The sequence below is a fragment of the Streptococcus sp. HMSC077F03 genome (assembly GCF_001812375.1).
Taxonomy (GTDB): domain Bacteria; phylum Bacillota; class Bacilli; order Lactobacillales; family Streptococcaceae; genus Streptococcus; species Streptococcus oralis_S.
In genome coordinates this window covers 130,341-145,004 of sequence record NZ_KV808797.1, presented here as the reverse complement: position 1 = coordinate 145,004, position 14,664 = coordinate 130,341, and the positions used below count along the sequence as shown (strand labels likewise).

7 protein-coding genes, 1 tRNA gene and 2 pseudogenes are annotated in these 14,664 nt (G+C 34.0%); 9 read left to right on the top strand and 1 reads right to left on the bottom strand.

The window, feature by feature from the left end; genetic code table 11:
• The first annotated feature begins 14 nt into the window (after positions 1-14).
• The 8 genes and pseudogenes from HMPREF2853_RS07890 to HMPREF2853_RS07860 all read left to right on the top strand — a co-directional run bounded on the left by HMPREF2853_RS07890 (position 15) and on the right by HMPREF2853_RS07860 (position 14,105).
• Positions 15-2,426 (top strand): nSTAND3 domain-containing NTPase, encoded by a 2,412-nt coding sequence (locus HMPREF2853_RS07890; protein ID WP_070535587.1) that lies wholly within the window; start codon positions 15-17, stop codon positions 2,424-2,426.
• Between the two features lie 246 nt (positions 2,427-2,672).
• Positions 2,673-2,831: pseudogene (locus HMPREF2853_RS10120) on the top strand (phosphoglycerate mutase); the annotation flags it as partial.
• Between the two features lie 318 nt (positions 2,832-3,149).
• Positions 3,150-4,142: an ABC transporter ATP-binding protein gene (locus tag HMPREF2853_RS07885; protein ID WP_001240790.1), complete on the top strand. Its 993-nt coding sequence runs from the start codon at positions 3,150-3,152 to the stop codon at positions 4,140-4,142.
• Between the two features lies 1 nt (position 4,143).
• Positions 4,144-4,962: an ABC transporter permease gene (locus tag HMPREF2853_RS07880; RefSeq protein WP_070535585.1), complete on the top strand. Its 819-nt coding sequence runs from the start codon at positions 4,144-4,146 to the stop codon at positions 4,960-4,962.
• A 1-nt stretch (position 4,963) separates the two neighbouring features.
• Positions 4,964-5,749: an ABC transporter permease gene (locus tag HMPREF2853_RS07875; protein WP_000760747.1), complete on the top strand. Its 786-nt coding sequence runs from the start codon at positions 4,964-4,966 to the stop codon at positions 5,747-5,749.
• A 431-nt stretch (positions 5,750-6,180) separates the two neighbouring features.
• Positions 6,181-12,615, top strand: a complete 6,435-nt coding sequence (locus tag HMPREF2853_RS07870) for a S8 family peptidase (RefSeq protein WP_070535582.1) — start codon at positions 6,181-6,183, stop codon at positions 12,613-12,615.
• Positions 12,616-12,838: 223 nt separating this feature from the next.
• Positions 12,839-12,911: transfer RNA gene (locus HMPREF2853_RS07865), tRNA-Thr, on the top strand.
• A gap of 294 nt (positions 12,912-13,205) precedes the next feature.
• Positions 13,206-14,105 carry a DUF6287 domain-containing protein gene (locus HMPREF2853_RS07860; RefSeq protein ID WP_070535579.1) on the top strand — a complete coding sequence of 300 codons (900 nt, stop codon included), beginning with the start codon at positions 13,206-13,208 and terminating at the stop codon, positions 14,103-14,105.
• Between the two features lie 189 nt (positions 14,106-14,294).
• On the opposite strand, the pseudogene psbI reads toward HMPREF2853_RS07860, so the two are convergent.
• Positions 14,295-14,369: pseudogene (gene psbI / locus HMPREF2853_RS10205) on the bottom strand (photosystem II reaction center protein I); the annotation flags it as partial.
• On the opposite strand from psbI, the gene HMPREF2853_RS10115 reads away from it, so the two are divergent.
• Positions 14,342-14,647: a LiaF transmembrane domain-containing protein gene (locus HMPREF2853_RS10115; protein WP_410002234.1), complete on the top strand. Its 306-nt coding sequence runs from the start codon at positions 14,342-14,344 to the stop codon at positions 14,645-14,647. The pseudogene psbI and the gene HMPREF2853_RS10115 overlap by 28 nt on opposite strands.
• Positions 14,648-14,664: the final 17 nt, after the last annotated feature.

Below are 14,664 nucleotides of genomic sequence, written 5' to 3'. Positions count from 1 at the left end.
GAGTTAGGAGAACTATGGATATTGGTATTCGTGCTGATGGAATGACTACATCAGACTTTGAAAATTTTGCCATTGAGATTGTAAAGAAAAAATTTGAAAATAAGAGTTTACATGGATTTAAGGAAGGGAGAGATGGCGGTATTGATGGAATCGATAATATCAAATCTCCTACTCTTATTATTCAAGCTAAGCGTTGGCAGGTAAATAAAAATAATACTACAGCTGTAAAACTATTGAAAGAAGAAATTGATAAGATTGCTCAAACTAAGGAAAAATATGGTTGGGAAGCTGATTTCAATTACGTTATTGTTACAAGTATGGGGTTATCTCCTGCGGGTTTAAAGGAGATTCGTGATTACGCTGATAAAATAATTCCCAATGCAATTCCGACTGACGATTATATTATTTTCTCTTCTACGTTAACAACTTTTTCTCAGCAGGAAGAATATAGAGATATTTTTATAAATTATGGATTACTGGAAAAAGATATCTCCAATATCTTGAGGAGTGAAAGATTGAAATGGGTAGAAGCAGAATCTCAGGATTATTTTTTAGATTTGGATTCTAAATACCTTGTTGAAACGCATTTTCTAGGGGAAGCCTATCATACTTTACAAAGGGAACATATTGTATTAATTCAAGGACCAGCGGGAATTGGAAAAACAACAACTTGTTCAATGCTTGGAAATTTATTTCTAAATAATAATGAAAATACTTTTGATGTCATTGTTCGTAGAGTAGAAGATATTAACGAGGTTCTCAAATTATATAATGGAAACTATAGATGTAACGAAAATAGAAATCTTTTTGTGGTTTTTGATGATTTCTTGGGTCGTAATAAATTTGATGTTGGAGAGAGGGTATTGCAAGATATAAGAAAATTATATTCAGCCTCCACTAATACTAATAACCTTTTTATTTGTTTAAACTCTCGAACTCAAATTCTTCAAGATGCAACATTAATGAATTTTGAATTTCAAAAACTAATTGATGAAAAATTTACAGAGAAAAGAAGATTTATCATTGATTTGGATAAGTACTCTGATATAGAAAAAGCTTATATTTTTAGGAAAGTATTTGAACGAAAGATACACTACCTTGAAGATGGTGATAAAATAGAGTTTGTAGAAAAATATAATAGTCTTATTGGAAGAGATTGGAAAAGAATTATACGTCATCGAAATTATTTTCCTAGGTTAGTAGAATTGATAGCAAAGAATTTTAAAGAATCTAAAGAAAATTTTTATGACTATGTAGTATATTATCTTAATCATCCTATTCAACTTTATAATAGTTTATTTTGCAATCTGGAAGATGAAGAAAAATTTTTATTATTTTCTTTATTACAATTCGATGTTTATCCTGTTGAGGAAGAGTGGTTAATAAATTCACTTTATACTTTGGAACTTAATCCGACATTTGACTTTAAGAAATCGTTAAGGAAGCTAGATGGTTCATGGCTTACCTTTACGAAAGAAAGTTTTGATGATAAAAGTAAAGTGGATTTTTTAAACCCAAGTATTATTGACTTTTTAAATGATAAATTGAAAGAGAGTCCAAAGATAACTGAAAAAATAACTCAGAATTCTATTTACCTCCACCAATTATGTAAAGATTGTAACAGCTACGGATTGAGTAACTTAAATAATTCACAGGCTTTATTTTTCACTAGATTACTAGATGATTGGGAAAACTTTAAAGATAAAGATGATTTTATTGGAGAAAAAATCCTTGCTATTATTTGTTTAAATAAATTTTCAAAATTTAAAGATAACTTTTTAGAATTATTGAGAATATATGATGGAAGAAATAATTTAAAAAGTTATAGGGATGGATGGAATAATATCATCACTCAGATTTATTATTCTAATAATAAAGCAATCAAAAAGATGTTCCTCACTATTCTTGATGATAAAAGAGTCGTGAATAAACTAATAAATAGTCCTTATCTTGATTCAGAAGAACTAGATGATATGTTAGATACAATAAACAGTATAATTGATGAAGTGAGTATAGAAGATGAAGACTATCAAGATGCTTCGTTAAGAGATATGTATTGTTATACCATTTTTAGACAGAAAAAAATTGAATTGCTTCAAGATTATTTAGATAGTAGAGATACTTTGGAAGAAGAAGATGTTGACTTTATTAATGATCCTAATGGTTTTGATATAGATTTGGAAGTTAAAGGGCAAGTTTCAGAGTTTAAAGAAAAGTTAACTGAAAAGTTAACAGGTGATTTTCAATGGGATGATATTGTGATAGAAAAATTTGATTATTCAAATTTGCAATACCATCTTAAAGAGTACTTGCAATGGAAATATGATGATTTTTTATATGAAGCTGAAGCCTATGATAGATGGAGAGATTCTCAACTGGAAGAAAGGGTGACATTAGAAAGTATTTTAAACAAACCACTGTTATAGTATAGAAAGTAAGGTGCTAGGCTAATCTCAGAAATCACTAGAATCTTACCTACACAACCTATTTTTGTACAATAATATTCTAAAAAAACTAAAATAATGTAGTATTGGCTTTTTAGTTTCATTCTTGTGTTTTAGTCTCCACATTTGTATTTCACAAAATCAGTTTACAAAAGGAAAATGAATTACTAACATCTATCAGTCAACAATTCGTAGTCAATGAACATCTAATGAATGTCTATGTTGTTAGAAAAAACGATTTTACTTAGTTCACACGGGAATTCGATAGGAATACTACTACATCACTTTGATTCCAGTTTTGATTATGAAAAATGGGAGCAGATGACCTTTCCAGATTGTTTTCTAATTGATAGAAATGGGATTGTGAAAAGAATTATGAAAGATTAGTTCTTTGATTAAATAGTGATTCATATTGATCAAAATAGTTTGCTTTTTATAATTCGTAACCTGCCCATTGGGTGGGTTTTTGTGTGTTTTAAATAAACTGCTAAACCAGAATTTTTGCTTAAAACTATTATTTTAAGAGTGAAATCTCTAATTTCATAATCTACAGGCAAACGCTTGCATTCCTTTTTTTATTGGACTATAATAGGTTGGTATAAAACCTTCTGTAATAATAAAATTTAGAGGGTTTAGAAAGTAAGGATTTAGAATTTTTGTAGTCAAAAATACAATGTTGCTATTCCTTGCGACAGGGAGATAGATATGGCAATGATAGAAGTGGAACATCTTCAGAAAAATTTTGTGAAGACTGTTAAGGAACCAGGCTTGAAAGGGGCTTTGCGCTCCTTTATTCATCCTGAAAAGCAGACCTTTGAAGCGGTCAAGGATTTGACTTTTGAGGTACCCAAGGGCCAGATTTTAGGTTTCATCGGGGCTAATGGTGCTGGGAAGTCGACAACCATCAAAATGCTGACAGGGATTTTGAAACCGACATCTGGTTTTTGTCGGATTAACGGCAAGATTCCGCAGGACAATCGCCAAGACTATGTTAAGGATATTGGTGTGGTCTTTGGACAACGCACCCAGCTATGGTGGGATCTGGCCCTGCAAGAGACCTATACGGTCTTAAAAGAAATTTACGATGTGCCAGACTCGCTCTTTCACAAGCGCATGGACTTTTTGAATGAGGTCTTGGATTTGAAGGATTTTATCAAAGACCCCGTGCGGACTCTTTCACTAGGTCAACGGATGCGGGCGGATATTGCGGCTTCCTTGCTCCACAATCCCAAGGTTCTCTTTTTAGATGAACCGACCATTGGTTTGGATGTTTCCGTCAAGGATAATATTCGTCGGGCCATTACCCAGATCAATCAAGAGGAAGAAACAACCATTCTCTTGACCACTCACGATCTGAGTGATATTGAGCAACTCTGTGATCGGATTTTCATGATTGACAAGGGGCAGGAGATTTTTGATGGAACGGTGAGCCAGCTCAAGGAAACCTTTGGCAAGATGAAGACTCTTTCCTTTGAACTGCTACCAGGTCAAAGTCATCTCCTTTCTCACTATGAAGGCTCTTCGGATATGACCATTGATAGACAAGGAAACAGTCTCAATATTGAATTCGATAGTTCCCGCTACCAGTCGGCTGATATTATCAAGCAAACCCTGTCTGATTTTGAAATCCGCGATTTGAAGATGGTAGATACGGATATTGAGGATATTATCCGTCGCTTCTATCGAAAGGAGCTCTAAGATGGTCAAATTGTGGAGACGTTATAAACCCTTTATCAATGCAGGTGTTCAGGAGTTGATCACCTATCGAGTCAACTTTATTCTCTATCGGATTGGCGATGTCATGGGGGCTTTTGTTGCTTTTTATCTCTGGAAGGCTGTCTTTGATTCTTCGCAAGAGTCTTTGATTCAAGGCTTTAGTATGGCAGATATCACCCTCTACATCATCATGAGTTTTGTGACCAATCTTTTGACCAGGTCTGATAGCTCCTTTATGATTGGGGAGGAGGTCAAGGATGGTTCCATTATCATGCGCTTGTTGAGACCGGTGCATTTTGCGGCTTCGTACCTCTTTACAGAGCTTGGATCTAAGTGGTTGATTTTTATCTCTGTTGGACTGCCATTTTTAAGTGTTATTGTCTTGATGAAAATCTTATCAGGACAAGGAATGGTAGAAGTGCTGGGATTAACTGTCCTTTATCTTTTTAGCTTAACTCTGGCTTATCTGATTAACTTTTTCTTTAATATCTGCTTTGGATTTTCAGCCTTTGTATTTAAAAATTTATGGGGTTCCAATCTCCTCAAGACTTCAATAGTGGCCTTTATGTCTGGAAGTCTGATTCCCTTGGCTTTCTTTCCAAAGATTGTTTCTGATATTTTGTCCTTCTTGCCTTTTTCATCTTTGATTTATACTCCAGTTATGATCATTGTTGGGAAATACGATGCCAGTCAGATTCTTCAAGCACTCTTGCTACAGTTCTTCTGGCTCATAGTGATGGTGGGCTTGTCTCAGTTGATATGGAAACGAGTCCAGTCCTTTATCACTATTCAAGGAGGTTAGTATGAAAAAATATCAACGCATGCATTTGATTTTTATCAGACAATACATCAAGCAAATCATGGAATACAAGGTCGATTTTGTGGTGGGCGTGTTAGGAGTTTTTCTGACCCAAGGTTTGAACCTCTTGTTTCTCAATGTACTCTTTCAACATATCCCCTCGCTTGAAGGCTGGACCTTTCAAGAGATTGCCTTTATCTATGGATTTTCCTTGATTCCCAAGGGACTGGACCATCTCTTTTTTGATAATCTCTGGGCATTGGGACAACGCTTGGTGCGAAAAGGAGAGTTTGATAAGTATCTGACTCGTCCTATCAATCCTCTTTTTCACATTCTGGTTGAGACCTTTCAGATTGATGCCTTAGGTGAACTTTTGGTCGGAGGGATTTTGCTAGCGACAACGGTATCTAGTATTGCTTGGACTCTTCCAAAATTCCTGATTTTTCTAGTCTGCATTCCTTTTGCGACCTTGATCTATACTTCCTTGAAAATCGCGACTGCCAGTATCGCTTTTTGGACCAAGCAGTCAGGAGCCATGATTTACATTTTCTATATGTTTAATGACTTTGCCAAGTATCCGATTTCCATTTACAATTCGCTCCTTCGTTGGTTGATTAGCTTTATCGTGCCTTTCGCCTTTACGGCCTACTATCCTGCCAGCTATTTCTTGCAGGACAAAGACGGGCTCTTTAACATTGGTGGGTTGATTTTGATTTCCCTTGTTTTCTTTGTTATTTCTTTAAAACTCTGGGACAGGGGCTTGGATGCCTACGAAAGTGCGGGTTCTTAAGATATAAGATAGGATGAGAGTTAAAAATTAAATATGTTACAAACAACCGTTGAAAATTATAGCGGTTGTTTTTGCATATTTATTGAGGTATAAGTTGTATCTATCCCCCCTTTTTGCGATTTTGGTAGTTAGTTCAGTTAATTGATAATATTTTTGATGGTAAGAATGAGTTTATATTGCACCCAGTTAACTATAAAATTTATTGACTAGATTTTTTGTTAACATGGATTAAAAAAAAAATTAACCTGGGTTAATTTTTCTTGACTTAAATTTTTTTAATTGATATACTATTTTTCAGAGAGCTAACAATTATATATAAATGTACTACTCTATCCCACTAGATAATACGTCATAAAACTTTTTATAACAAAGGCTAGCAAGGTTAAAGTTTTCTATCTATTGGGTTTAAAATAAAAAATGAAGGAATTATAATGAAAAAAAGTACGGTATTGTCATTAACTACTGCTGCAGTTATTTTAGCAGCATATGCCCCCAATGAGGTGATTTTAGCAGATACAACTAGTTCTGAAGATGCTTTAAGAATTTCTGATAAAGAAAAAGTAGTAGCAGATAAAGAAACAAAAAACAATGAACAATCTGAAGAACTTCATAATGTTATAGAAACTTCAAAGGATACTGAAGAGAAGAAGACAACAGTTATTGAGGAAAAAGAAGTTGTTAGTAGAAAGTCTGAGATAGACAAAAAAACTAGTAACGAAGGAGCAAGTATCAAAGAAGACTCCAATCAATCCAAAGGAGATGATGCGAATTCATTTGTAAATAAAGATACAGAAAATCCGAAAAAAGAAGATAATAAAGTTGTCTATATTGCTGAATTTAAAGATAAAGAATCTGGAGAAAAAGTAATTAAGGAACTATCCAATCTGAAGGATACAAAAGTTTTATATACCTATAATACGATTTTTAATGGCACCGCCATTGAAACAACTCCAGATAATTTGGACAAAATTAAACAAATAGAAGGTGTTTCGTCGGTTGAAAGGTCACAAAAAGTCCAACCAATGATGAATCATGCCAGAAAGGAAATTGGAGTTGAGGAAGCTATTGATTACCTAAAGTCTATCAATGCTCCATTTGGGAAAAATTTTGATGGTAGAGGTATGGTCATTTCAAATATCGATACTGGAACAGATTATAGGCATAAGGCTATGAGGATCGATGATGATGCCAAAGACTCGATGAAATTTAAAAAAGATGACTTAAAAGGTACTGATAAAAATTATTGGTTGAGTGATAAAATCCCTCATGCGTTCAATTATTATAATGGTGGTAAAATCACTGTAGAAAAATATGATGATGGAAGGGATTATTTTGACCCACATGGGATGCATATTGCAGGGATTCTTGCTGGAAATGATACTGAAAAAGACATCAAGAACTTTAATGGCATAGATGGAATTGCGCCTAATGCACAAATTTTCTCTTATAAAATGTACTCTGACGCAGGATCTGGGTTTGCGGGTGATGAAACAATGTTTCATGCTATTGAAGATTCGATCAAACACAATGTCGATGTTGTTTCGGTATCATCTGGTTTTACAGGAACCGGTCTTGCAGGTGAAAAATATTGGGAGGCTATTAGAGCATTAAGAAAAGCTGGAATCCCAATGGTTGTTGCTACAGGTAATTTTGCGACTTCTGCTTCAAGTTCTTCTTGGGATTTAGTAGCCAATAATAATCTGAAAATGACAGATACTGGAAATGTAACACGAACTGCCGCACATGAAGATGCAATAGCGGTCGCTTCTGCTAAAAATCAAACCATTGAGTTTGATAAAGTTAACATAGGTGGACAAAGTTTTAAATACAGAAATATAGGGGCTTTTTTCGATAAAAATAAAATCCTAACAAATGAGGATGGCTCAAAAACTCCAAATAAATTAAAATTTGTATATATAGGCAAAGGTCAAGACCAAGATTTGATAGGCTTGGATCTTAAGGGCAAAATTGCAGTAATGGATAGAATTTATACCAAGGATTTAAAAGATGCTTTTAAAAGAGCAACGGATAAAGGTGCACGTGCTATTATGGTTGTAAATACTGTAAATTACTACAATAGAGATAATTGGACAGACCTTCCAGCTATGGGATATGAAGCGGATGAAGGGACTAAAAGTCAAGTATTTTCAATTTCAGGAGATGATGGTGTAAAATTATGGAACATGATTAACCCTGATAAAAAAACTGAAGTCAAAAGAAATAATAAGGAAGATTTTAAAGATAACTTAGAACAATACTATCCAATTGATATGGAAAGCTATAATTCTAATAAACCGAATGTAGGTGATGAAAAAGAAATTGACTTTAAATTTGCAGCTGACACAGACAAAGAACTTTATAAAGAAGATATTATAGTCCCAGCAGGGTCTACATCTTGGGGGCCAAGAACAGACTTGCTTTTAAAACCGGATGTTTCAGCACCTGGTAAAAATATTAAATCCACTCTAAATGTTATCAATGGTAAATCCACTTATGGTTATATGTCAGGAACTAGTATGGCAACTCCAATCGTAGCAGCTTCTACTGTTTTGATTCGACCAAAATTAAAGGAATTGCTTGAAAGACCTGTCTTGAAAAATCTTAAGGGAGATGACAAAATAGACCTTACAAGTCTTACAAAAATAGCTCTACAAAATACTGCAAGACCTATGATGGATGCAACCTCTTGGAAAGAAAAGAGTCAATACTATGCATCGCCTAGACAGCAGGGAGCGGGACTAATTAATGTTGCCAACGCTTTGAGAAATGAAGTTGTAGCAACTTTCAAAAATACTGATTCTAAAGGTTTGGTAAATTCATATGGTTCCATTTCTCTTAAAGAAATAAAAGGTGATAAAAAATACTTTACAATTAAGCTTCACAATACATCAAATAGACCTTTAACCTTTAAAGTTTCTGCATCAACTGTAACTACAGATGCTCTAACTGATAGGCTAAAACTCGATGAAACATATAAAGATGAAAAATCTCCGGACGGGAAGCAAATTGTTCCAGAAATTCACCCAGAAAAAGTCAAAGGAGCAAATATCACATTTGAGCATGATACTTTCACTATAGGCCCAAATTCTAGCTTTGATTTAAATGCGGTTATAAATGTTGGAGAGGCAAAAAATAAAAATAAATTTGTAGAATCATTTATTCATTTTGAGTCAGTGGAAGAAATGGAAGCTCTAAACTCCAACGGTAAGAAAAGAAACTTCCAACCTTCTTTATCGATGCCTCTAATGGGATTTGCTGGGAATTGGAACCACGAACCAATCCTTGATAAATGGGCTTGGGAAGAAGGGTCAAAATCAAAAGCAATGGAAGGTTATGATGATGATGGTAAACCAAAAATTCCAGGTACCTTAAATAAGGGGATTGGTGGAGAACATGGTATAGATAAATTTAATCCAGCAGGAGTTATACAAAACAGAAAAGATAAAAATACAACATCCCTAGATCAAAATCCAGAATTATTTGCTTTCAATAACGAAGGAATCAACGCACCATCAACGAGTGGTTCTAATATTGCTAAAATTTATCCTTTAGATTCAAATGGAAATCCTCAAGATGCTCAACTTGAGAGAGGATTAACGCCTTCTCCACTTGTATTAAGAAGTGCAGAAGAAGGAGTGATTTCAATAGTAAATACAAATAAAGAAGGAGAAAATCAAAGAGACTTAAAAGTCATTTCGAGAGAACACTTTATTAAAGGAATTTTAAACTCTAAAAGAAATGATGCAAAGGGCATTAAATCATCTAAACTAAAAGTTTGGGGTGACTTGAAATGGGATGGACTTATTTATAACCCTAGAGGTAGAGAAGAAAATGCCCCAGAAAGTAATGACAAAAAAGATCCTGCTACTAAGATACGAGGACAATTTGAACCGATTGCGGAAGGCCAATATTTCTATAAATTTAAATATAGGTTAACCAAGGATTACCCATGGCAGGTTTCCTATATTCCTGTAAAAATTGATAACACCCCTCCAAAGATTGTTTCAATTGATTTTTCAAACCCTGAAAAAATTAAGTTGATTACAAAGGATACTTATCACAAGGTCAAAGAGCAATACAAGAATGAAACGCTATTTGCGAGAGATCAAAAAGAACATCCTGAAAAATTTGACGAAATTGCCAACGAAGTTTGGTATGCTGGCGCCGCTCTTGTTAATGAAGATGGAGAGGTTGAGAAAAATCTTGAAGTCACTTATGCAGGTGAGGGTCAAGGAAGAAATAGAAAACTTGACAAAGACGGAAATACCATTTATGAAATCAAAGGTGCAGGAGATTTAAGAGGCAAAATCATTGAAGTGATTGCATTAGACGGTTCTAGCAATTTCACAAAGATTCATAGAATTAAATTTGCTGATCATGCTGATGAAAATGGGATGATTTCCTATTATCTAGTAGATCCTGATCAAGATTCATCTAAATACCAAAAGCTTGGCGAGATTTCCGAATCTAAATTTAAAAATTTAGAAAATAGAAAAGAGGATAGTCTTAAAAAAGATACAACTGAAGTAGAACATCATCAAGAAAATGAAGAGGCTACCGAAGAAAAATCTAGCTTGACTATTCATAAAACAATTTCAACAATTAGAGACTTTGAAAGCAAAGATTTAAAGAAACTCATTAAAAAGAAATTTAGAGAAGTTGATGACTTTACAAGTGAAACTGGTAAGAGAATAGAGGAATACGATTATAAATACGATGATAAGGGAAATATCATTGCTTATGACGATGGTAGTGCCTTACAATATGAAACTGAAAAACTTGATGAAATCAAATCAAAAATTTATGGTGTTTTAAGCCCGTCTAAAGATGGACACTTTGAAATTCTTGGAAAGATCAGTAATGTTTCTAAAAATGCCAAGGTGTATTATGGAAATAACTATAAATCTTTAGAAATCAAAACGACCAAGTATGATTCCCACTCAAAAACGATGACATTTGATTTATACGCTAATATTAATGATATTGTGGATGGATTAGCTTTTGCAGGCGATATGAGGTTTTTTGTCAAAGATGATGATCAGATAAAAGCTGAAACTAAAATTAGAATGCCTGAAAAAAATAAGGAAACTAAAGCAGAATATCCGTATGCATCAAGTTATGGGAATGTAATAGAATTAGGAGAAGGAGATCTTTCAAAAAATAAACCAAACAATTTAACGGACATGGAATCTGGTAAAATCTATTCTGATTCAGAAAAACAACAATATCTATTAAAGGATAACATCATTCTAAGAAAAGGCTATGCACTAAAAGTGACTACCTATAATCCTGGAAAAACGGATATGTTAGAAGGGAATGGAGTCTATAGCAAGGAAGATATAGCAAAAATCCAAAAGGCCAATCCTAATCTAAGAGTATTATCAGAAACAACAATTTATGCTGATAGTAGAAATGTTGAAGATGGAAGAAGTACTCAATCAGTATTAATGTCGGCTTTGGACGGCTTTAACATTGTAAGGTATCAAGTGTTTACCTTTAAAATGAATGATAAAGGGGAAGCTATCGATAAAGATGGAAATCTTGTGACAGATTCTTCTAAACTGGTATTATTTGGTAAGGATGGTAAAGAGTACACTGGAGAAGATAAGTCCAATGTAGAAGCTATAAAAGAAGATGGCTCTACGTTATTTATTGATGCAAAACCAGTAAATCTTTCAATGGACAAGAACTACTTTAATCCATCCAAATCTAATAAAATTTATGTACGAAATCCAGAATTTTATTTAAGAGGTAAGATTTCTGATAAGGGTGGTTTTAACTGGGAGTTGAGAGTTAATGAATCGGTTGTAGACAATTATTTAATCTACGGAGATTTACACATTGATAACACTAGAGATTTTAACATTAAGCTTAATGTTAAAGACGGTGACATCATGGACTGGGGGATGAAAGACTATAAAGCAAATGGATTCCCAGATAAGGTAACAGATATGGATGGAAATGTTTATCTTCAAACTGGCTATAGCGATTTGAATGCGAAAGCGGTTGGAGTACACTATCAATTTTTATATGATAATGTAAAACCTGAAGTAAGCATTGATCCTAAGGGAAATACTAGTATCGAATATGCTAACGGAAAATCTGTAGTCTTTAACATCAATGATAAAAGAAATAATGGATTCGATGGTGAGATTCAAGAACAACATATTTATGTAAATGGAAAAGAATACAAATCATTTGATGATATTAAACAACTAACAGATAAGACACTAAACATTAAGATTGTTGTAAAAGATTTTGCAAGAAATACAACTGTAAAAGAATTCATTTTAAATAAAGATACGGGAGAGGTAAGTGAATTAAAACCTCATAGGGTAACCGTGACCATTCAAAATGGAGAAGAAATGATTTCAATGATAGTGTCGGAAGAAGATTTTATGTTACCTGTCTATAAGGGTGAATTAGAAAAAGGATACCAATTTGATGGTTGGGAAATTTCTGGTTTCGAAGGGAAAAAAGACGCCGGCTATGTTCTTAATCTATCAAAAGATACCTTTATAAAACCTGTATTCAAGAAAATAGAGGAGAAAAAGGAGGAGGAAAATAAACCTACTTTTGATGTATCGAAAAAGAAAGAAAAAACACAATCTAATCCAACTAATGATGTCAACAGTATTGTTTCTGATGAGAATGATAAAAACTTTGAAATTAACAAGAACGTTTATCTAAATGAACAAGTGAACTTAACTAATAAAAATACCAACATCAATAGTAAATCAACTATTAACAATCCTAATCAGTTGCCAAAAACCGGAACAGCAAGCGGAGCCCAGACACTATTAGCTACCGGAATAATGTTTATAGTAGGAGCTTTTCTAGGATTGAAGAGAAAAAATAAAGATTAAGACAAAAGCTATAGAAAAAATGGTTTATGTACTGAGATTAGATTGTGAGGTGATGACATAGTTTTGTGAAAATTTTGATTTATAAATATATTATTTAGATTTCTATGAAAATAGGAGATTTTAAAGAGATATATGTAAAAGCCTCGTCTCAGGACAGGCTTTTTTAATCGTGATGAAAATTTCTTGACATCTATTCTCAGAGTGCTATACTAAAAGGGTAATCGCCGATTTAGCTCAGTTGGTAGAGCAACGCACTCGTAACGCGTAGGTCACAGGTTCAAGCCCTGCAATCGGCAGAATCAAGAAGTCCAAACGGGCTTCTTTTTTTGTAACTATAGGAAAGGTGGAACGTTTGAGATAGGTTCTATTTAACGTCTGAAACTCCTGCTTATAAATAAAAACTAAAATTTATATTTTGTGGTATAATATATATTAATAAGCACTTGTTTTCGTTCCGTTTTAGAGGACTATAGGCTGTTAATCATTCTAGAATTTTTTGCATAGGTTTTCTAAAAATTATAAAAATCCATGGATAATAACGAATGAAGTCTCGCAAGCTTGGCTGAATAGAAATCAAAAAGGAGAAAATTATGAATAAGAAAGAATGGGTAAAACAATTTGAGGAGGCGAATGGCCGCAAGCCGACTGCATCAGAATTAGCAGAGGCGCAGTCAACTAAAAAGTTTGCGAGAGGAACTGGAAACATCAAAATCTATATTGGGTTAGTCCTCGGTATTTTAGTTGCTCTAATCCTAGTAAGTGTTTTCTCTCATTCTTTGATTGGAAAGAAAGAGTCAAATCAAGCATCGTCTGCTGTTTCAACTACAGAGTCAACAAGTCAATCGTCTACAAGCCAAGGAAAAGCAGATGAGACTGATAAGGATAAACAAGAGGAAATTCAAAAACTCAAGGATCAACTGACTGCTTTAGATACCAAAATTACGGAAGCAGAAGCACTTGTTAGCAAGTTCAAGAAAGAAACTACCGTTCCAAAACTAGATATTGAAGCAATCAAGAACAATGATTTGTCTAGTTTAGAAGGTACTTGGCGTAGTCAATCTGGCAATGAATACATTATTAATGATTCTGGAGAAGTACGTGCGACTTGGTTTACAAATGATCAAAAGTACGAATCTGTAGTTGGATTAAAGGTATCAAAAGGACAAGATAGTCGTAACCCTGAGACAGCGTCTATCAGTGCGTGGGTAAAAGATTCTGTTGCTGGAGGATTTGTAGTAGTAGCTGTGCCAAGTGGAGTTGTTATGCAACCTGCTGATGACGGAAAGATTACGGATAAAAGCAATCATGCTGAGGAAAGACTACTTTCAGGACAAGATTATGGGTCTATGTTAATGAAACCAGAAAATGTTTATTATCGTGTGAAACCAGATACCAGTAAACTTGAGGAAGCAGAAAAGAACTTAGCTCAACTACAAGCAGACCGTGAATCAATCAAATCTTCTCTAGAGTCAAAGGAAAAGAAAAACTAGATGGTATTCGTTCAAAAATACTGTTACAATCGGCAAAATCAAGAAGTCCATTAGGGCTTCTTTTTCTTTTATCACTACTATTCAACCACTTAGACAGAGATATTGACCAGATAGGCAAAAGGGCTTGTTCTTGAAAAATTCCTCTGCTATAATGGTTCATGTAAGGGACATGAGGGTCAGTATTAGACAACTCAAGAACCCAAAAAAGAAAATGGAGACAAAAAATGAAAAAATTATTGGGACTTGTATTTTTAGTAGCAGCAGCGCTAGTATTGTATTTCGGATCTGTTGGCTGGCCAAGTTTGGATGTCAACCTCTGGTCACTCATTCCAGTGGGATTATTCCTCTATTTCACTTTAGAAAATCTTTTGAAAAAAGACTACAAGGCTAGCTTGATGTGCTTGATTATCGCCTTTATCATTGCGAATGCTATTTTTGATCTGTTGCCAATTTCAAGTGGTTTGGTGATTGGTGCCGGTGTGCTAGCTTGTGTAGGACTTGGTTACCTCTTTCCTGATAAGGATAAAAAAGAAGGCAAATAAAAAGTCTCGAGATTTCT